General features: G+C 62.8%; 18 protein-coding genes. 6 read left to right on the forward strand and 12 right to left on the reverse strand.

Annotation, left to right across the window (positions count from 1 at the left end; genetic code table 11):
• Positions 1-4: 4 nt before the first annotated feature.
• Positions 5-625, reverse strand: coding sequence for a TetR/AcrR family transcriptional regulator (locus ASG84_RS20645; RefSeq protein ID WP_057478875.1), 621 nt, complete (start codon positions 623-625; stop codon positions 5-7).
• A gap of 151 nt (positions 626-776) precedes the next feature.
• Between ASG84_RS20645 and ASG84_RS20650 the strand changes: the two genes are divergently transcribed.
• Positions 777-1418 (forward strand): NAD(P)-dependent oxidoreductase, encoded by a 642-nt coding sequence (locus ASG84_RS20650; RefSeq protein WP_057478876.1) that lies wholly within the window; start codon positions 777-779, stop codon positions 1416-1418.
• A 56-nt stretch (positions 1419-1474) separates the two neighbouring features.
• On the opposite strand, the gene ASG84_RS27625 is transcribed toward ASG84_RS20650, so the two are convergent.
• Together ASG84_RS27625 and ASG84_RS20655 are read right to left on the reverse strand one after the other, a co-directional pair.
• The gene (locus ASG84_RS27625; RefSeq protein ID WP_156399640.1) at positions 1475-1615 is read right to left on the reverse strand and encodes a hypothetical protein; all 141 of its coding nucleotides are present in this window, start codon (positions 1613-1615) and stop codon (positions 1475-1477) included.
• Between the two features lie 97 nt (positions 1616-1712).
• Positions 1713-2729: a LacI family DNA-binding transcriptional regulator gene (locus ASG84_RS20655; protein ID WP_057479057.1), complete on the reverse strand. Its 1017-nt coding sequence runs from the start codon at positions 2727-2729 to the stop codon at positions 1713-1715.
• A 273-nt stretch (positions 2730-3002) separates the two neighbouring features.
• Between ASG84_RS20655 and ASG84_RS20660 the strand changes: the two genes are divergently transcribed.
• The 3 genes from ASG84_RS20660 (at position 3003) to ASG84_RS20670 (ending at position 6109) form a co-directional block, all read left to right on the forward strand.
• Positions 3003-4418, forward strand: a complete 1416-nt coding sequence (locus ASG84_RS20660) for a sugar porter family MFS transporter (RefSeq protein WP_057478877.1) — start codon at positions 3003-3005, stop codon at positions 4416-4418.
• A 28-nt stretch (positions 4419-4446) separates the two neighbouring features.
• Positions 4447-4803, forward strand: a complete 357-nt coding sequence (locus ASG84_RS20665) for a universal stress protein (protein ID WP_057478878.1) — start codon at positions 4447-4449, stop codon at positions 4801-4803.
• A 166-nt stretch (positions 4804-4969) separates the two neighbouring features.
• The gene (locus tag ASG84_RS20670) at positions 4970-6109 is read left to right on the forward strand and encodes an alpha/beta fold hydrolase (protein WP_057478879.1); all 1140 of its coding nucleotides are present in this window, start codon (positions 4970-4972) and stop codon (positions 6107-6109) included.
• A gap of 136 nt (positions 6110-6245) precedes the next feature.
• Here ASG84_RS20670 and ASG84_RS20675 read toward each other — a convergent pair whose 3' ends face one another.
• From ASG84_RS20675 to iolC, 8 genes are read right to left on the reverse strand one after another with little or no spacing between them, the layout of a single operon-like run.
• Positions 6246-7742 carry a CoA-acylating methylmalonate-semialdehyde dehydrogenase gene (locus tag ASG84_RS20675; RefSeq protein ID WP_057478880.1) on the reverse strand — a complete coding sequence of 499 codons (1497 nt, stop codon included), beginning with the start codon at positions 7740-7742 and terminating at the stop codon, positions 6246-6248.
• 24 nt (positions 7743-7766) lie between these two features.
• Positions 7767-8636, reverse strand: a complete 870-nt coding sequence (locus ASG84_RS20680; RefSeq protein WP_057479058.1) for a sugar phosphate isomerase/epimerase family protein — start codon at positions 8634-8636, stop codon at positions 7767-7769.
• Positions 8637-8641: 5 nt separating this feature from the next.
• Positions 8642-9676: a Gfo/Idh/MocA family protein gene (locus ASG84_RS20685; RefSeq protein WP_057478881.1), complete on the reverse strand. Its 1035-nt coding sequence runs from the start codon at positions 9674-9676 to the stop codon at positions 8642-8644.
• A gap of 21 nt (positions 9677-9697) precedes the next feature.
• Positions 9698-10621, reverse strand: a complete 924-nt coding sequence (locus ASG84_RS20690) for a sugar phosphate isomerase/epimerase family protein (protein WP_057478882.1) — start codon at positions 10619-10621, stop codon at positions 9698-9700.
• 42 nt (positions 10622-10663) lie between these two features.
• The gene (iolD, locus tag ASG84_RS20695) at positions 10664-12622 is read right to left on the reverse strand and encodes a 3D-(3,5/4)-trihydroxycyclohexane-1,2-dione acylhydrolase (decyclizing) (RefSeq protein ID WP_200936642.1); all 1959 of its coding nucleotides are present in this window, start codon (positions 12620-12622) and stop codon (positions 10664-10666) included.
• A complete protein-coding gene (gene iolB / locus ASG84_RS20700; RefSeq protein WP_057478883.1) occupies positions 12619-13500 on the reverse strand; it encodes a 5-deoxy-glucuronate isomerase in 882 nt (293 codons plus the stop codon). The genes iolD and iolB overlap by 4 nt, the downstream gene beginning before the upstream one ends.
• A gap of 3 nt (positions 13501-13503) precedes the next feature.
• Positions 13504-14406 carry a Cgl0159 family (beta/alpha)8-fold protein gene (locus ASG84_RS20705; protein WP_032377230.1) on the reverse strand — a complete coding sequence of 301 codons (903 nt, stop codon included), beginning with the start codon at positions 14404-14406 and terminating at the stop codon, positions 13504-13506.
• Positions 14399-15397 carry a 5-dehydro-2-deoxygluconokinase gene (gene iolC, locus ASG84_RS20710; RefSeq protein WP_057478884.1) on the reverse strand — a complete coding sequence of 333 codons (999 nt, stop codon included), beginning with the start codon at positions 15395-15397 and terminating at the stop codon, positions 14399-14401. Before iolC ends, ASG84_RS20705 begins: the two co-directional genes overlap by 8 nt.
• Positions 15398-15586: 189 nt before the next feature.
• On the opposite strand from iolC, the gene ASG84_RS20715 reads away from it, so the two are divergent.
• Positions 15587-16357, forward strand: coding sequence for a GntR family transcriptional regulator (locus ASG84_RS20715; protein WP_057478885.1), 771 nt, complete (start codon positions 15587-15589; stop codon positions 16355-16357).
• Positions 16358-16392: 35 nt separating this feature from the next.
• Here ASG84_RS20715 and ASG84_RS20720 read toward each other — a convergent pair whose 3' ends face one another.
• Positions 16393-17391, reverse strand: coding sequence for a Gfo/Idh/MocA family oxidoreductase (locus tag ASG84_RS20720; RefSeq protein WP_057478886.1), 999 nt, complete (start codon positions 17389-17391; stop codon positions 16393-16395).
• A gap of 78 nt (positions 17392-17469) precedes the next feature.
• On the opposite strand from ASG84_RS20720, the gene ASG84_RS20725 reads away from it, so the two are divergent.
• Complete coding sequence (locus tag ASG84_RS20725) at positions 17470-18504, forward strand: Gfo/Idh/MocA family protein (protein WP_057478887.1); 1035 nt, start codon at positions 17470-17472, stop codon at positions 18502-18504.
• The last annotated feature ends 130 nt before the right edge of the window (positions 18505-18634 follow it).

Here is an 18634-nt window from a genome sequence, read left to right on the forward strand (position 1 = left end):
GCGGTCAGTGCCAGGCGTCGGGTGCCGGCGTCAGCGGTTCTGGACCTGACATACGAAACGCTTGAAGCATGTAGTCGCCCAAACGTTTCCACGCATTCGGAGCGGTGCTCTGGGTACCGCGCAGGAGACCGGCGTTGGCATGATGGAGTAGCAACAGGTCGCTGTGGTGGAAGTCCGCTCGAATCGCACCAGCCGCTTTCGCACGATTCACCAGGGTCACCGACGCGTCGAACGCGCGCTGGATCTCGCTTCGGAACTGGACAGTTCCTGAGCCGTTGGTACCGAACAGGATGACGTCACTGAATCCGAGATCGGCAGCTTGCTCGGACAGGAAGAAGTGGACGTAGTCACGGAATGCTTCCCACGGCTCGGTGGACGCTCGCTCGGCGGCCGCCTCGGTGCGATCGGCATAGCGTGTCATCTTCTCTTCCAGCACGACGGCGACCAGGTCATCGATTGTCGGAAACCGACGATAGATCGTCCCCACTCCTACCCCGGCGACGCTCGCAATGTGTTCGAGGGTCGTCGCCGTTCCCTCCTCGGACAGAATGGTCGACGCTGCCGAGATGATCGCCTGGCGGTTTCGCTCTGCGTCGGCCCTCAATGGCCGCTGCTCGGAGGGCATACCCCACCCTAGCAGCCAAGTGGAATAAATCTTCCAGATATGTGGTTCAATCAAGCGGAGAACAAGTTCCACTTACAGATTCGAGTAAGAGACGCCAGGCACCTTGACGTCGCCCCTCATTTCCTGCATCAACCGTAAGGATTCGATACCAATGAACATCACTGTCTTCGGTGCCACCGGCGTCATCGGCTCCCTGACCGTCGACCGCCTACTGGAGGCCGGTCACACTGTCACCGCGTATGCCCGCAACCCCTCCAAAGTCCCCGAGCGGTGGGCAGACCGTGTACGACTGGTGGTCGGAGAACTATCCGATTCCGAATCCGTCGATCACGCTGTCCATGGTGCCGATGTCGTCGTCAGTGCTCTCGGGCCGTTGACCGACCGCACGATCACGGGACTGCCTCTGACCGATGGGGTGCAGCACATCCTTGCTGCCATGAGTCGTCACGGCGTCACCCGATATGTCGGGCACGGCACCCCATCGGTGCTCGACCCACAGGAGAGTCCGACCCCGATGACTCGGTTCGTCTCGTTCACCGCACGCACGTTCATTCGCCGCGCGTACGACGATATGACCGCCATGTCCGCCGCGATCATGAGCTCCGGATTGGACTGGACGATAGTGCGTTTCATACGCCCCACGAACGGCGACTCCACAGGTACCGTCAGGTCGGGCTTCTTCGGCACCGACAAACTCGGCTTCGCCATCACCCGCGCCGATATCGCAGCGTTCACCGTCGCACAAGTCGACGACACCCGCTACATCGGCCGCGCTCCCGCCGTCTCGAACTAGCGGTCGGTCCTCGTAATCCATTGACGCCCAACATCATTCGACGGCCAGCGACGTTCTCAATTCCTGATCGACCCAGCGGCGCCGATGATTCCGGAGGCGACGAAGCCGAGAATCAACACGAACAGCATCACAGAGAACGCGAGCGCGGCGGCCGCCGACTTCACTGCGGTACCGCCGGCCTCGACGAAGTTCGACATCAGATCTCCCAGTTCCAGTGCGTCGCGAGACGCAGCTACTTAAGCGCGTTAGTAGAACTACTATGGGCTGCGTCACAGGTCCAAGTCAAGAGTTCGGCTACAAACCCCGGTGCTTCAACGCGCGGATGCGCTCTGCGGAACGCACGGGTCCGGTGCTTCCCCGCACGATGAGATGTGGTTCGACGATCATCTCGGACGCCGGCGCGGAGACGTTCTCCAGGCGCGTCACCGCGAACGTAACGGCGTTTTCGGCCAGGGCATCGACGTTCTGCCGCACGGTCGTCAGATCGATCCGAGACAGCCGCGCGAGTTCGCTGTCGTCGTATCCGACGATGGACACATCACCGGGCACATCGATTCCGGCGCGGTCGAGCGCATCCATGAGGCCCAATGCACAGCGATCGTTGCCCGCAAGAACCGCTGTCGGCAAACTGCCTTCGTCGAGCATGAGATGCCCGGCAGCAACCCCCGACGCCTCATCGTGAGCTCCGGCGATCACTCGAATTCGATCGCCCAGGTCGTGTCGATCCATCGCACCGCGATACGCGGCGCTCCTGATCGCAGATCCCGGACCGGATCCCCCGTCGATGTGATAGATCTCGCGGTGGCCCAGTTCGATCAGATGGTCGACGGATTGCCGAACACCGCTGTCGTCGGCGCTGCGCACACTGTCGAAGTTGCTCCGAGACAACGGTTTTGCCACGACAACTACGACGGCACGGTCTTCCAACTCCTCGAAGTACGACTGGTCCGAGCTCGGACCGAGCAGGATCAGCCCTTCGCATCGATGTCCGATCAGAGATTCGACGGCAGCCCGTTCGTCTCGTCCCGGTGCGCTGGCAGAGAGCAACACCTCGTAACCCGCGGCTTTCGCAACCGGATAGATTCGCTTCACCAACTGCGCTTGGAACGGCTGCTCGACGTCGATCAGAACTCCGATGGTTCGACTGCGTCCCCGGGCCAACAGCTGAGCGGTGGCGTCGGGTGTGTATCCGAGTTCAGCAGCTATTCGAAGGACGCGCTCTCGCGTTCGCTCCCCCGCACCGGCCTTGCCTCCGAGGACGAACGACACAAGCGTGCGTGATACCCCCGCCCGAGCGGCAATATCGTCCATCGTGGGTTTTCGAGATCGCGCGCGAGGCTGCGAACCAGCATCCGGCCGGTGATCACCCTGCTCGCCCTCGACCACGTTCCCCCCTGCACCCGGACACCACTGTCGAAACCGTACCTCCGGACGGCCTCGACGCCCGCGCGTTCGATCGGATGCCTAGTGCGCGTCCTGTGACCCACTTCTCATTTTGCTGTCAGTATGTTAAGACATACGTACATGGATTTCCCGCTTTGACAGCAGAGTTGCCACCCACGGGTATCGGAGGATGAGAAACAGATGTCTTCAGCTCAACCAACCTCACGGAGTGCGCTGCCGCCCGACACACCGGGGACGCATTCCCGACGACTGGGCGTCATCGCCGTCGTAGCGACATTCGGCGGGCTACTGTTCGGCTACGACACCGGTGTCATCAACGGTGCGCTCGAACCGATGAAGGACGACCTGGGGCTCACGTCGTTCACCGAAGGTCTTGTCGTCAGCATTCTCATCTTCGGGGCTGCGATCGGCGCACTGGTCGGAGGGCGTCTGTCCGACAAATACGGTCGACGCCACAACATCTTGCTGCTTTCCGGCGTCTTCGCCCTGGGCACGATCGGGTGTGTGCTTGCCCCGTCGTGGGAGGTGCTCGCGGTATTCCGATTCATCCTCGGTCTCGCGGTCGGCGGCGCGTCCGCCACGGTTCCGGTCTACCTCTCCGAGGTTGCACCTGCCGAACGACGCGGATCTCTGGTCACCCGCAACGAGGTGATGATCGTGAGCGGCCAGTTCGCGGCCTTCATCATCAATGCCATCATTTTCAATATCTGGGGTGACCACGAGTCGGTGTGGCGCTACATGCTGGTGGTCGCACTTTTCCCGGCGATCGCGCTGTTCGTCGGCATGCTGCGCATGCCCGAGAGTCCGCGCTGGCTCGTGCTGCAGGGTCGCGACGACGAGGCACTGGCAGTTCTGAAGCAGGTACGGACCGATGAACGCGCAGTAGCCGAGATGGCCGAAGTCCACGCTCTGGCAGAAGAAGAGCGACTCTCCCAGACCGGAGGTGCTGCGGACCTGTCCGTCCGCTGGATCCGTCGACTCATTTTCATCGGCGTCGGCCTCGGCGTCTTCCAGCAGTTCACCGGGATCAACTCGGTCATGTACTACGGAACTCAACTGCTCGGTGACGCGGGTTTCTCCGACAGCGCCGCAATCATCGCCAACACCCTCAACGGATTGTTCAGCGTTCTCGGCATCACCGTCGGTTTGCTCATCATGAACAAGGTGAACCGCCGGACGATGCTCATCGCCGGCTTCGGGCTGACGACCTTCTTCCACCTCCTCGTCGGACTTTCCGCGCTGCTACTGCCCGACGGCAATGCCAAGGCGTACTTCATCCTCGTCTTCGTCGTGCTGTTCGTTTTCTGCATGCAGGGCACCATCGGCCCCCTGGTGTGGCTCATGCTTGCCGAGATCTTCCCCCTCAAGATCCGCAGCTTCGCAATCGGGGTCTGCGTGTTCATGCTCTGGTTGGCCAATGCTGTTGTTGCGCTCGCATTCCCGCCTGTCGTCGAAGCGCTGGGCATAGCGCCGACCTTCTTCATCTTCGTCGGGCTCGGGGTCCTGGCACTGATCTTCATCGTCACCCAGGTACCGGAAACACGCGGGCAATCACTCGAACAGCTAGAGGCCGGATTCCGTCGCGAGTACTCGTGAACCGAACGCATCGAAAGGACGGCACGACATGGCAATACTGGTTGCAGTAACCGACAACGAAGAGGGTCGTCACGCCCTGCGCCTCGCGGCCGACGAAGCAGGTGCCATGCGCACCGAACTGATCGTGGTGAATTTGACTCTCGGCGGACTCGACGTCAGCGGACTCGACGCAGAACTTACTGTGCGGGTCATCGACCGGGCCGGACGAGCAGACCGCGATCCAGCAACAGCCGTCCTCGACGAGATCGACGCCCATCCCGAAGTGACGCGACTCGTTATCGGAATCAAGAGACGCAGCCGAGTCGGTAAAGCGTTGCTGGGCAGCATCACTCAGCGTCTACTCATGATGTCGCCCGTCCCGGTCCTGAGCGTCCAACCCAGCTGATACGGCCGCTGCCGGCAAGAACGACGATGACGAGACCCTGCGCGACAGAACATGTCACGCAGGGTCTCGTCGTCGTCGGAATCTGTAGTAACACGGCGCAAGCCGGGGTATATTTCCGCGCGGGGGCGGCGGATCCGAACCTCTACGGTCGATCGCGGGGGAATACATGAAAATTCGATCCACGTTGGTCTGGTTCGCAACTGCTGCAATGCTTGCCGGCTCGGGAGTGCTCGGCCCCGTTGCCGGCGCGGCACCGTCGACATCTATCGAGCCGATTTCGAGGATCATCGACGGTGCCTATGCCGGCTACGCACTGTCCTACTGGACCACCGACGAACACGGGCGTCCGGCGCGAGCCCGCGGACAGGTGTACATCCCCTCCGGCACGCCGCCAGCAGGCGGGTGGCCGATTGTGTCCTGGGCCAAAGGCACCGTCGGCGTGGGTGATTCATGCGCCATGAGCACGGCGCTGGAGAACAGGACTGCCGAGGATCCGATGGCCGTCGAACTGTCGAAGCCCCTGATCACCAACCTACTCCGTAGCGGTACGGCCGTAGTCTCGACGGACTACATCGGACTCGGAACGTCGGACATCCACCACTATCTGAACAGTGTCTCGGCGGCGAATGCCGTCACCGACGCCGTCGACGCAGCAGCCGACATGCTGCCCGCATTGTCGCGAACCTGGGTCGCCGCCGGGCACTCTCAAGGCGGCGCGGCCGCACTCACCACCGGAGCTCGCGCCGGTATGTACGGAGCCCCGTCAGACTTTCGCGGGGTGGTGTCTTTCGCACCCTCGTCGAACCTCGAGGTCCTGCTGCCACTACTTTCTCCCACCACACCCCGGATCGCACAACTCGACAACGTCACTGCCACCCTGATCTACATCCTCCATGGGCTCGAGGACTCTCGGCCCGATATCCACGTAGACGGCTACCTCAGTGACATCGGACGTGCCTACGTAACGCAAGCAGAGGGCAGCTGTATCGGCGCGTTGAGAGAGGAAGTGATCGGTGTTTCTCCGCAACAGCTTCTTGCCCGGCCGCTGTCCGATTCTGCGATGGCCTCGGCTCTACGCGAGTACCTGTCGGTGCCGACCACCGGATACACCCGGCCGGTAGTGATCGAACAAGGACTGGCAGACATGGTCGTGCCGCCGGCAGCAACGACCGGCTTGGCTGCTGCACTGCTGGCAAGCGGCGTGCGCGAGGTGACCTATCGGCCCGTACCCGATGCAACCCACTACGACGTTGTTGCCGCTACCGTCGACGACGCCCAGGCTCGAATACTCCACATGCTGCACTGACCCCGGCTCACCCCGCAGAGTCGAATCGGTCCAGCATCTGCTGCCCGTGCAGCGCGAAACCCCCGCTCCGACAATGGGAGCGGGGGTTTCGCAGTTCAGGGCTCAGTCGTTCTCAGGGCTCAGTCGTTCTCCGGGCTCAGTCATTTTCAGGGAATCCGAGGTTGATGCCACCATGGCTCGGATCGAGCCACCGGCTGGTGACTGCTTTGCCGCGGGTGAAGAAGTGCACGCCTTCCATTCCGTGGGCGTGGGTGTCGCCGAACAGACTGTTCTTCCAACCACCGAAGCTGTAGTACGCCATGGGCACCGGGATCGGGACGTTGATGCCGATCATGCCGACCTCGACCTCGTTCTGGAAGCGTCGGGCCGCGCCGCCGTCGTTGGTGAAGATGGCGGTGCCGTTGCCGTACGGGTTCGAGTTGATGAGCTCGAGTGCCTCGTCGTAGGTATCGACCCGAATCACCGACAGGACCGGTCCGAAGATCTCGTCGGTGTAGATGGACATGTCGGTGGTGACATTGTCGATCAGCGTCGGGCCGAGCCAGAATCCGTCCGCTCCGCCGTCGGGTTCAACCGTACGTCCGTCGACGACAATCGTCGCACCGGCGGCTTCGCCGGCATCGACGTACGAGGCGACTTTGTCGCGGTGGGCCTTGGTCACCAGCGGTCCCATATCGGCGCCGCGGGTGCCGTCGCCTGTCACCAGAGGCGTGGTGCGCTCGACGATCTTCGCGACCAGGTCGTCGGCGATATTCCCGACGGCAACCAGCGCAGAGATGGCCATGCATCGCTCACCGGCAGAACCGAACCCGGCGTTGACCATTGCGTCTGCCGCGAGGTCGAGATCGGCGTCGGGCAGGACGATCGCATGGTTCTTCGCTCCGCCGAGAGCCTGAACGCGCTTACCGTTCGCCGTGCCGGTGGAGTAGACGTACTGCGCTATCGGCGTCGACCCGACGAAACTGATCGACTTGATCGACTTGTTCTCGAGCAGTTCGTCGACGGAGACCTTGTCACCCTGGAGGACGTTGAAGACACCGGGAGGTAGGCCTGCCTCTTCCCACAGCGCGGCGATCCACAGCGATGCGGTCGGATCCTTCTCGCTGGGCTTGAGCACGACCGTGTTGCCTGCGGCGATGGCGATGGGGAAGAACCACATCGGCACCATCGCTGGGAAGTTGAATGGGCTGATGATGCCGACGGGGCCGAGGGGCTGACGGATCGAGTAGATGTCGACCTTCGTCGACGCGTTCTCGGTGAAGCCGCCCTTGAGCAGATGGGGAATGCCACAGGCGAATTCGACGACCTCTTGGCCGCGGCTGATTTCGCCGAGTGCGTCGGAGAGAACCTTGCCGTGCTCGGCGGTGATGATCTCTGCGAGCTCACCCTTCTTGGCGTTGAGCAATTCCCGAAATTTGAAGATGATCGCGGTTCGCTTGGCCAGCGAGGTGTCTCGCCAGCCCGGGAATGCTGCTGCGGCAGAGGCGATGACCGTGCGTGCATCCTCGACGGTGGCCAGCGCTACCTGGCCGGTTACCTGCCCGGTCGCGGGGTTGGTGACCGGAGCGGTCTTGTCGGACGTGCCGGCGAACGGCTTCCCGTCCACCCAATGTGCAATAACGTTGTCGGTCATGTTGTGTCCCTACGTGAGTGAAAATCAGGAGTGCTCGGAGACGTACTTCCGAATGGTGTCCAGCTGATAGCGCGAGACCTCGTGCGCGTTCTCGTTCTCCGCGAACACACTCGAGACCATGACGGTGTCGCGGTCGTAGAAGCCGAGCGTGGCGAGGCCGCCGAAGAACTGGTTCCAATCGACATCGCCGTCACCGATCTTGAGGTGCTGATGCACGCGTACGGCGTTGCCCGGAGGATTGGTGATGTACCGAAGCCCGTGCGAACGATGATGATCCATCGTGTCGGCAACATGCACCAGTCGCACCATGTCGCCGGCCGCCGCCATGATCGCGTCGAGATCGCCGCCCATGTGGAACTGGTGACAGGCCACGATCACCATGCCGATGTTCTTCGAGTTGATTCCGCGAATGGTACGAACCGCCGCCAAACCGTCCTCGACGAAATCGTCGGGATGCGGATCGATCAACACATCGAGACCTTCACGTTCGATGATGGGCACCAGCTCCTCCATCGACCGGTAGAAGGCCCGTTCGGATTCCTCGGGCTTCTCCGGTCGGCCGCTGAACTCGGTGTTCATGGTCGACACACCGAGGTCGACGGTGATCTGAATCGCGCGCTTCCAGTACCGAACTGCAGCCTCACGGGCATCCTCGTCGGGACCGGACCACCGCAGCACCGGAAGCACGGATGCAATACCGACACCGGCGTCGGAACACGCCTTCTTGAACTTGGCGACGAGGTCGTCGTCGGCTTTCGGGTGGTTGAAGAACGGGATCATGTCCACGTGCGGCGTCAACTGCAGCCACTCGTACCCGAGATCGGCTACCACACCGGGTAATTCGAGCAAGGAGTAATCGTGGTGGAACGGAGTCGGATCGAGAGCGATCTTCATTCGCTTCACGCGCCCGGGATCGAGGAACGCGGAACCATATCCACGGCCACGGGAGCACCCGACTCGAGCGACTTCACTCCGGCATCGCACACAGCCGCTGCGGCATAGCCATCCCATGCGCCGGGACCGTCCACGTAGTTTCCGGTCTCGGCACCCGCGCGCACGGCGTCGACCCACCGCTGAATTTCCGTGTCGTAGGCCTGCCCGAAGCGCTCCTTGAACGACGGTGTGATCGTGCCGCCCCAGGTTCCGGGTGCCGACTTGCGCACCAGGCCCACATCGAGACCGATCATGGCACTGCCGCGTTCGGCCACGACCTCTGTCCTGACCTCGTACGCGACGCCCGTGGTCACGAACACCTCCGCGTCGACGTGCCGACCGGTCTCGGTCGTGAAAATGGCGATCTGCGGATCTTTCAGTCCCGCAGGCGCATTCGTGTTGGCGGACGGCGTGATGATCTGCACCGTCGTGATTTCCTCGTCGAGGAGAAAGCGGGTGACGTCGACTTCGTGCACCAACGAATCCTTGACAATCATTGCGCTGTCGAAATGCGGCGGCACAGCCGGGTTTCGATGGGCGCAGTGCACGACGAGCGGCCGACCGATATCTCCTGAGTCGATCAGAGCTTTGAGATCTGCGTACTCGTTGTCGAAGCGGCGCATGAATCCGACCTGGATGAGCTTCTTGCCCAGTTCGGCCTCTGCCTTCACCACTGCGAGCGATGTTTCGACGTCGGTGGTCAACGGCTTCTCGCACATGACCGGCTTGCCGTACTCGAGACACGCGAGGAGCTGCTTCTCGTGCGTCGGACCAGGGGTCGCGAGCAACACGGCATCGACCTCCGGATCGGCGATGGCGTCGATAGGGTCGTTGACGACTCGAGCGCCGGGGATGGACGCGGCGAGCTCTTCGGCCTTCTCGGTGAAATAATCGTTGACGACGGCAACGCGTGCACCGGCGATCTTCGAGGAGATGCGAGCGACGTGGTCGGCACCCATCATGCCGACCCCGAGGACGGCGATGCGCAGTTCGTTGGTCATGAAAAAGTCTCCTTGCGGGTATCAGCTGAACTGGATGGACGGGATCCCGCAGGAGCCCAGGTACTTACGAGTGCGCTGCGCGATCGGCAACGGGTAGTCCGGCTCGCACGGATACATGTCCTGCTCGACGATCGCGAAGATGTCTGCGGTGAGCTTGCCTTCGTCGGCCAACCGCTCGATGGTCGACAGCAGTGGCGGCATGTCCGGGATGCCCAGGGGCGGTTCGGTCATCGCGCCGAGCTTGCAGGCCTCGCCGAACGGCAGATCCTCCGCCTCGACTCGGGCGCGGACGGCTTCGTCGACCTGCTTGAGATGCAGGTATCCGATGCGCTCCGGTGCGCGCTCGATGATGGCGATGTTGTCTCCGCCGCAGTAACTGATGTGGCCGGTATCGAGGCACAGATTGACGAACTCACTCGACGTGCCGTCGAGGAACCGATAGACGTTCTCCTCGGTGTCGACGTGAGAGTCCGCGTGCGGGTGGTACTGAGCCTTGACGCCGTACTGCTCGAACATCCGCTTGCCGAGCTCGTTCATGCCCTCTGTCTTCTTACGCCACTGATCGGTGGTGAGTGTGCGGTCTTCGAGCACCGCACCGGTGGACGGGTCGCGCCACATCTCGGGAATGACCACGACGTGCTTTCCGCCCACTGCCGCAGTCAGTTTCGCGACGTCCTCGATCTGAGTCCACACCGCATCCCAGGAATCGTCCTGGTGCAGATGCTCGAAAACGGTTCCGGCAGAAAGCTTCAGGTTGTGTGCAGCGAGCTCGTCGGACAGCTTCTGCGGATCGGTCGGGAGATATCCGAACGGCCCGAGCTCGATCCACTCGTAACCCGATGCGGACACCTCGTCGAGGAACCGGCCGTACGGGGTCTGCTGCGGGTCCTCCGGAAACCAGACGCCCCACGAATCAGGTGCCGATCCCACGCGAATAACGCTCATGAAAATAGTTCCTCTCGAAATATGCCGAATGTTCTGGGGTGACTACTGGCCGGACGGACGCAGGAACGGCCGCTGAATCTTCTTCCACTTCTGATACGTCTCGTATGCGGTCGTCGTCGACTCGAGGGTCGAGGTGGCACTGACCGGCACATCCCACCAGGATTCGGAATCCGGTGCAGCGATGAGTGGGTCGGTTTCGACGTGGATGACCGTGCTCGTCTCGCTGGCCTTCGCCGCCTTCACGGCGTCCGTGAACTCGTTGCCGTTGTTCACCCGGACGACGTCCACGCCGAGGCTTGCCGCGTTGGCGGCGAGATCGACGGGCAGAATGCCACCGTCCAGACGACCGTCCTCGCCGCGGTATCGGTAATCGGTGCCGAATCTTTGCGATCCGAGCGACTCCGACAGCGAACCGATGGAAGCGAACCCGTGGTTCTGTACCAAGATCATGATGACCTTGACGCCCTCCTGCACGGCGGTGACCAGTTCGGTCGCCATCATCAGGTACGAACCGTCGCCCACCAGGATGAACACGTCACGGTCGGGCTCGGCCATCTTCGCACCGATACCGCCTGCTACTTCGTAGCCCATGCACGAGAAGCCGTACTCGACGTGATATCCCTTTGTATCCCTTGTGCGCCATAGCTTGTGCAGATCACCAGGCATGGACCCGGCAGCACACACCACGACGTCGCGGGGATCGGACAAGGTGTTCGCGAGACCGATGACCTGGTTCTGATTCAGCGGTGCGGACGAATCCTCGATGTTGTACACCGAGGTCACCGTGTCGTCCCATTGCTGTGCGAGTTCGGCAACTCTACTGCGATAGTCGTCCGACACCGAGAAGTCGCCGAGTGCCTCGGCCAGTGCGTCCAAGGCCTCTCGGGCGTCGGCGAGAACGGAGACACCGCCCTGCTTGACCGAGTCGATGGAAGCAACGTTGATGTTGACGAACTTCACGTCCGGGTTGGTGAACGCGGTGCGCGAGGCAGTGGTGAAATCACTGTAACGCGTACCGATTCCGATCACGACGTCGGCGTCGGTGGCGAGCGCATTGGCGGCCGTCGTTCCGGTGGAGCCGACGGCGCCGACGGACTGTGGGTGGTCGTACGGCAACGATCCTTTGCCCGCCTGGCTCTGCCCGACGGGGATGCCCGTCGCCGCGCAGAACGAGGCAAGTGCATCGGTTGCACGCGAATAGATCACGCCGCCGCCTGCGACGATCAGCGGCTTCCGCGCACTGCGAATGACCGCAGCCGCGCGCTCCACGGCGGACTTCTCGGGGACGGGACGAGCCACGTGCCAGGTACGCGGAGCGAAGAAGGATTCCGGCCAGTCGAATGCTTCTGCTTGCACGTCCTGAGGGATGGCGACGGTCGCCGCACCCGTCTCGACCGGATCGGTGAGCACACGCATGGCACCGAGCAGAGCACTCGGCAGCTGCTCGGGACGCCACACCCGGTCGAAGTAACGCGACAGCGGCTTGAATGCATCGTTGACCGTGACGTCGCCGCTCGACGGAAGCTCGAGCTCCTGCAACACCGGTGCGCTGGCTCGCGTGGCGAAAGTGTCTGCGGGAAGCAGCAATACGGGAAGACGATTGATCGTGGCCAGAGCTGCACCGGTCAGCATGTTGGTCGAGCCCGGCCCGACGCTGGCTGTCACTGCCCAGGACTGCAGACGATCTTTCTGGCGCGCATAGGCCACGGCGCTGTGCACCATAGCCTGCTCGTTACGTCCGAGGACATACGGCAATTCCGGTTCGGTGCCGGATTCGACGGCGTCGATCTCGGCCTGCAGTAGTGCTTGCCCGAGGCCCGCGACATTCCCGTGACCGAAGATGCCGAAGGCTCCCGCAAAGAACTTGGCGCGGACGCCGTCACGCTCGACGAACTGGTTGGCCAGAAACTTCACGACTGCCTGGGAGACCGTCAGATGCACTGTCGGTTCGGCATTGTCGTTCTTGCTCGCCGAGATCGGCGCTGTGGACACCACGGTCATGCTCCTGTCGATGCGGTGTGGAGGGGAAGGCGGGGGTCGACCGGTTGGTCGGTCCAGCTGCCGCGAATCCAGGTGTGTTCGGGGTCGTCGACGATGTTCCAGGCGCGTTCGGCACCGGGTCCGGCCATGACGTTCAGGTAGTACATGTGGTAGCCGGGGGCCGCGACCGACGGTCCGTGGTACCCGTGTGGCACCAGAACCACGTCTCCGGTTCTGACTTCCTCGAGTACCTCGATCGGTCGCTGCGGGGTGCCGTACACCCGGTGGTAGCCGAAACCTGCGTTGCCCTGGGGCCCGTCGGCGATCTCGAAGTAGTAGATCTCCTCGAGTGCCGATTCGGTCGCGGTGTTCTCGTCGTGCTTGTGGCCGGGATACGAGGACCAGTTACCACCGGGAGTGATGACCTCGCAGGCGATGATCGAGTCCGCGTCGAAAGTGTCTGCGGTTCCGAAGTTGTGAACCTGCCTGCTGCAGTTGCCGGCACCACGCAGCTCCACTGGGATCTTCGATGCGGGTACGTACCGGAAAGGCAACTTGAACCTTGCACGCGCACCGCAGAGGGCGAAGCGACCACCGGCGGCGCTGACTATCGTGTACGCGGAATCCCGACCGACGTAGACGAAGTCGGAAGGACCGTCGAACACGGACGCTCGACCGAGGAGCTCGAATGTCGTGCTGTCGCTGGTGACCGTGGCCGAACCCGACAGTGGCAGGACCATGATTTCGTCGCGTCCGGAATCCAGTTCGAGGGCTTGTCCCGCGGCGAGCGTAACTGTCCACAAGCTGGATTCGGTCCAGCCGGCGGAGTCCGGCGTGACCACGACGTCGAAGCCGTCCGCGCTACCTGTACCGGCTGCGATGTAGTACTCGGAGTTCATGTTTCACCTCACCATGTCGACGGCGGTACCGACTGCAGCTTCGACGTTTCCGTCCGGCGGGTAGAGCAACGTGCGACCGACGATCAGGCCCCGAACCGCGGGAATCTCCAGCGCGCGTGCCCAACTGGCGTACGTCTCCTCTGGAGCGGTCTGCGGGTCGCCCCCGAGAAGCAGCGTCGGGAATGTGGTGGCGTCCATGACACGTTCCATCTCGGGCACTACGGGAAGCTTCATCCAGGTGTGGGCGGAGCTGGATCCCAGACCCTGCGTGATGTGGATCGATTTGATGACCGCGTCGGTACTCAAATCGTTCTTCACGCGACCTTCGACCCGGCGCGAAAGAAACGGCTCGACCATGGCAATGAGGTTGGCCGCGGCCAGTTCGTCGATTGCCTGCGCGCATGCGGTCATCGTCGCCAGAGTGCCCGGATCGTCGAGTGCAATTCGGGTGAGCATCTTCGCACCGTTCATCCGAGCTTTGGCAGTGGAAGCGGCTGTGGCACCGGTCATTCGGTCGTCCAGCTCGAACGACGCGCCGGCCAAGCCACCACGATTCATCGACGAGAAGACCACCTTGTCCTCGAGCGCACCGAGCAGCACGAGGTCGTCCAGGATGTCGGCGGATCCGAGCACACCGTCGACGCCGGGGTTGGCGAGTGCGGTGCGGAGTCGGTCCAGCAACTCGGTGCGGCTGTTCATGGCGGTCATGTTCGAGCCGACCGAGAGCGCGCCCCGGGCCGGATGGTCGGCGGCAACGATCATCAGGCGGCCGTTGCCGCGGATCGTCGGGCGGGTGACCCGAGTTGCCCACGCACGTTCGATGGCCTGCGGATCGGTGGCGCGAATTGCGGTGACCTCGGCGTAACTGGCGGCCGCGGGTGCGGGGCTCAAGGTGGTCTCAGACATTGACAGCCTCCGTTGCGGTTTGTTCGGCGAGCAGAGCGACTTCGGTGGCGGTGGGCATTGCCGTCGAACATTCGAGGCGCGATGCCACGATGGCTCCTGCGGCATTGCCGTATCGCAAGATTTTTTCCAGCGGCCAACCGGCGAGCAAGCCGTGACAGAGCGAACCGCCGAAGCTGTCTCCCGCCCCGAGTCCGTTGACCACGTCGACGAAGTTCGGTGCCACCGTGACGGTCTGCGTCTTGGTCTTGCCGAGAACACCTTTGGGGCCCATCTTGACGATGGCAAGGGAGACTCCGAGATCGAGAAGTGCATCGGCCGCCTTGTGCGGGTCGGTCTCACCGACTGCGATCTGGCACTCCTCCTTGTTCCCGACGGCAACCGTGACCTGCTCGAGCGCCCGGCGTACCTGCTCCGTCGCGGCGGCGGGCGAATCCCAGAACATCGGCCGGTAGTCCAGATCCAGTACGGTCAACGGTGCTCGATCTCGGGCGTCCCATGCAGCGAAATGGGCGCTGCGGCTGGGTTCTTCGGACAAGCCGGTGACTGTCGACCAGTACAGACGAGCGTTGCGGACAGCGTCGACGTCGATGTTCTCCGGACGAATCTGGAGATCGGGCGCCGACGGCTTCCGATAGAAATAGAGCGGGAAGTCGTCGGGCGGAAAGATCTCGCAGAACGTGACCGGAGTTGCGAATTGGTCGTCGGTGACGACGAATCGGTTGTCGACGCCCAACCGAGCCAGCTCCGCGGCCACGTATCGACCGAAGGGATCGTTGCCGACGCCGGAGATCAGCGCCGAGCGGCACCCCAGTCGCGCGGCGGCGACGGTGACGTTCGCGGCGCTACCCCCCAGGAACTTTCCGAAGGTGTCGACCTCCTCGAGACCGACGCCGGTCTGCAGAGGATAGATATCGACACCGCTTCGCCCGATTGCGAGGACGTCGAAGGCCGCGGTGTTCGCGTCGGCTGAGGTGGTCACGATCGACTCCATTGGTGTGAGGTGTTGGTTTCGAGTGCGGGCTTCCCACGTTTCTGCGGTGCGTCCACTGTGCGTGAGCTCACACACGAATGTCAATAGTTTGTCCTGACATTCTTACTTCCGGTCAAGTGATGTTATCCATGACCTAGACTTCGTACAAGCCGGTGCCCCACAGCGCCCACAGAAAGACGGGAGAGACCAGTGACCACGTCGAACACAGCGGCGGCTGCAACCGAGGCGGCTCAACTTCCTGTCGAACTCAATCGGTCGAGTCCGGTGCCCCTGTACTTTCAGCTGGCCCAGGCAATCGAATCCGCCATCCTGCAGGGTGTCCTCGCGCCGGGAGAGCGCTTCGAGAACGAGTTGGCACTTGCCAAGCGACTGAGCCTGTCTCGCCCCACCACCCGGCGTGCGATTCAAGAACTCGTCGACAAGGGGCTACTGGTACGGAAGCGGGGCGTCGGAACACAGGTGGTTCAGAGCCCGGTCCACCGACCGGTCGAGCTCACCAGCCTGTTCGACGACCTCGCACGCGCCGGCCAGAACCCGACCACCCGCCTCCTCGACTACCAGGTCGGTCCGCCGACCCACGACGTCGCACAGGAACTGAACATCTCCGAGACGACGGACGTCGTCACCATTCGCAGGCTCCGAAGCACCAACGGTGAGCCGCTCGCGGTCATGGTCAATTATCTGCCGGGCGACATAGCCCCGGATCCGGATGAGCTGGAGACCCAGGGCCTGTACTCCTCGCTACGTACGCGAGGGGTGCACATCAGACTCGCCCGCCAGCGCATCGGTGCCCGCGCGGCCGACCGCGACGAGGCAGCCTTGCTCGACGAAAAGTACAAGGCACCCCTACTGACCATGCACCGCACCGCTTTCGACGACTCGGGAAGCGTCGTCGAGTTCGGCGCGCACGTGTACCGGGCGTCCCGGTATTACTTCGACACCACCCTGGTCGACCGCTGAAGGCCCGAGCCGCACCAGGACGTCGGTAATCGCCTTCAGAAAGGGCTCTCCACCACGACTGTTGCGCCGCCGCTGTGCATCGAGGTGATCAACGCCTGCGCCACCACGCTCGCCTGCAGCCCGTCACGCGCCGAGGCCAGTGTGGACGTGCGCCCGTCGGTGATCGAGCCGATCCACTCGCCCAGTTGGAGTCGATAAGCGTCGGCAAAGCGGGGCACCCAGTCCTTCGAGTACGAATGACCGTGCTGCAGAGCCTGATCGGTCAGCGTCCGAACCGGCTCAGCCAGACGGCTCGCGCCATCTTCGCCGACCACCTCACAGCGGATGTCGTAACCGTAGCCGGCGTTGAGGAACAACTCCACGGTCGTCAGGACGCCACTCTCGGTTCTGAGCAGCATGAACTGCGGATCGCGGCGATGCGCTATCCGCTTGCTCGCACGAGTGGCATGCCAGCTGACCTCGACCACCGGGGAATCGAGCAACCACGGCACCGTATCGAGTTCGTGTATCGCGGAATTGGTGATACTTGCCTCCGAATCGCCGCCCGGACCGGAGGTGACCGTGCGACTCGAGCAGTGCACGATCAACGGATCGCCCACTGCGCCCGAAGACACCGTGTGCTTCAACTCGACGTATCCCGGGTCGAATCGGCGCATGAAACCCACAGTGAGCAAGGGAATTCCGCCCGAGATCGCAGCCTCGTGGGCTCGAACGACTGTTGCGCATTCCTCGACGGTGACCGCGAGCGGCTTCTCACAGAGGACAGGCTTGCGGGCCTCGATACAGGCGAGCACCAACTCGGCGTGGGTGGAGTCATGGGAGGCGACGACAACGGCGTCGACGTCTTTTCGCGAAATCAACGCGTACGGGTCGGTGATGCCGTCCGCGCCGACCTCGGCCGCGAGACCGGCCGCGCGGGTGGCGTCGACGTCCGCCACGGCCGTCACGGTCGCGCCCGACACCACGGAATGCAGGTTCCTTATGTGGTCGGCCCCCATCACTCCGGCTCCGATTACTCCTACGCGCACGCTCATGGACCCTCGCTTTCGATCTCGATGAAAACATCCGAATGTCCGGACATATGTACAACACGAGATACTAGGGTGCGTGGCATGACTTCGACCACGGAACTACTACTTCCACCCTCACGCGTCGCACCGCCTATCGATGCGCCTGCGCTTCGATGGGGCATCCTCGGACCGGGATGGATCGCAGCGCGGTTCGCAGAGGCACTGCGCCACCACACTTCCCAGCAGATCACCGCCGTCGCCTCGAGAAACGCGCAGCGAGGCGCGGCCTTCGCTGCGGACTGGGGAATCCCGACCGTCCACGGCAATTACGAGGATCTCGTTGCACGTTCCGATGTCGACGTCGTGTACATCGCCACCCCGCACACCCTCCACTTCGAGCACGCAAGCTTGGCACTCGACGCAGGTAAGCACGTCGTGGTGGAAAAACCCCTCGCTCTCGACGCCCACCAGGCTCGCGCTGTCGCCGAACTCGCCCGATCCAAGGGACTGTTCGCGATGGAGGCCATGTGGTCTGCGTTTCTGCCGAAATTCGACGTGATCTCCCAGATCTTGACGCAGGGAATGCTCGGTGAGATCGGTACCGTCCTGGCCGATCACGGCGAGCACTTCGACACCGATCATCGAATCTACGACCCCGCACTGGCGGGCGGTCCCCTACTCGATCTGGGTACCTATGTCGTCTATTTCGCTCAAAAGGCGCTGGGCCGACCGGCTGGTGTCACGGCGGTGAGACAGCAGGCAAACTCGGAGCTCAACGGTCAGATCTCGGCGGTCCTGACCTCGCCGACAGGTGCTCACGCCGTTCTCAACACCACCATCCTGGCCGACACACCGAACCTCGGTGCGGTGTGCGGCACGGCGGGCATGCTCCGTACAGCGGACGTCTTCTATCGACCAGGAGACTTCACGGTGACCCTGCGCGACGGACGATCAGCCCGGTTCGTCGACGACGTCAGCGGTTACCCCCGAGGACTCGCCTACGAGGCCGCGGAGGCCGCCCGTCGGATCGCAAGCGGGGAGCTCGAAAGCCCCTGCCACACAATGATCGACACCATCTCCACTCTCGAGACCCTCGACGAGCTGCGACGCCTCCTCGGCATCGTTTTTCCCTCCTGATTCGCAGTCTTCCATTTCCCTGCAGTCCTAATGTCTGGACAAACTATTGACTTTTGAGTGTGACCGGTATTACATCTTCTAAGGCAGTACGCCAGGCCCGCATCAGCGGGTCGTCTGGTCATCGAGAGGA

Source organism: Rhodococcus sp. Leaf278, assembly GCF_001426085.1.
Taxonomy (GTDB): Bacteria; Actinomycetota; Actinomycetes; order Mycobacteriales; family Mycobacteriaceae; genus Rhodococcoides.

Excerpts from the sequence above, each read along its gene's own strand:
- ASG84_RS20645 (WP_057478875.1), bottom strand. The coding sequence starts at position 625 with ATGCCCTCCGAGCAGCGGCCATTGAGGGCCGACGCAGAGCGAAACCGC.
- ASG84_RS20650 (WP_057478876.1), top strand. The coding sequence starts at position 777 with ATGAACATCACTGTCTTCGGTGCCACCGGCGTCATCGGCTCCCTGACC.
- ASG84_RS27625 (WP_156399640.1), bottom strand. The coding sequence starts at position 1,615 with ATGTCGAACTTCGTCGAGGCCGGCGGTACCGCAGTGAAGTCGGCGGCC.
- ASG84_RS20655 (WP_057479057.1), bottom strand. The coding sequence starts at position 2,729 with ATGGACGATATTGCCGCTCGGGCGGGGGTATCACGCACGCTTGTGTCG.
- ASG84_RS20660 (WP_057478877.1), top strand. The coding sequence starts at position 3,003 with ATGTCTTCAGCTCAACCAACCTCACGGAGTGCGCTGCCGCCCGACACA.
- ASG84_RS20665 (WP_057478878.1), top strand. The coding sequence starts at position 4,447 with ATGGCAATACTGGTTGCAGTAACCGACAACGAAGAGGGTCGTCACGCC.
- ASG84_RS20670 (WP_057478879.1), top strand. The coding sequence starts at position 4,970 with ATGAAAATTCGATCCACGTTGGTCTGGTTCGCAACTGCTGCAATGCTT.
- ASG84_RS20675 (WP_057478880.1), bottom strand. The coding sequence starts at position 7,742 with ATGACCGACAACGTTATTGCACATTGGGTGGACGGGAAGCCGTTCGCC.
- ASG84_RS20680 (WP_057479058.1), bottom strand. The coding sequence starts at position 8,636 with ATGAAGATCGCTCTCGATCCGACTCCGTTCCACCACGATTACTCCTTG.
- ASG84_RS20685 (WP_057478881.1), bottom strand. The coding sequence starts at position 9,676 with ATGACCAACGAACTGCGCATCGCCGTCCTCGGGGTCGGCATGATGGGT.
- ASG84_RS20690 (WP_057478882.1), bottom strand. The coding sequence starts at position 10,621 with ATGAGCGTTATTCGCGTGGGATCGGCACCTGATTCGTGGGGCGTCTGG.
- iolD (WP_200936642.1), bottom strand. The coding sequence starts at position 12,622 with ATGACCGTGGTGTCCACAGCGCCGATCTCGGCGAGCAAGAACGACAAT.
- iolB (WP_057478883.1), bottom strand. The coding sequence starts at position 13,500 with ATGAACTCCGAGTACTACATCGCAGCCGGTACAGGTAGCGCGGACGGC.
- ASG84_RS20705 (WP_032377230.1), bottom strand. The coding sequence starts at position 14,406 with ATGTCTGAGACCACCTTGAGCCCCGCACCCGCGGCCGCCAGTTACGCC.
- iolC (WP_057478884.1), bottom strand. The coding sequence starts at position 15,397 with ATGGAGTCGATCGTGACCACCTCAGCCGACGCGAACACCGCGGCCTTC.
- ASG84_RS20720 (WP_057478886.1), bottom strand. The coding sequence starts at position 17,391 with ATGAGCGTGCGCGTAGGAGTAATCGGAGCCGGAGTGATGGGGGCCGAC.
- ASG84_RS20725 (WP_057478887.1), top strand. The coding sequence starts at position 17,470 with ATGACTTCGACCACGGAACTACTACTTCCACCCTCACGCGTCGCACCG.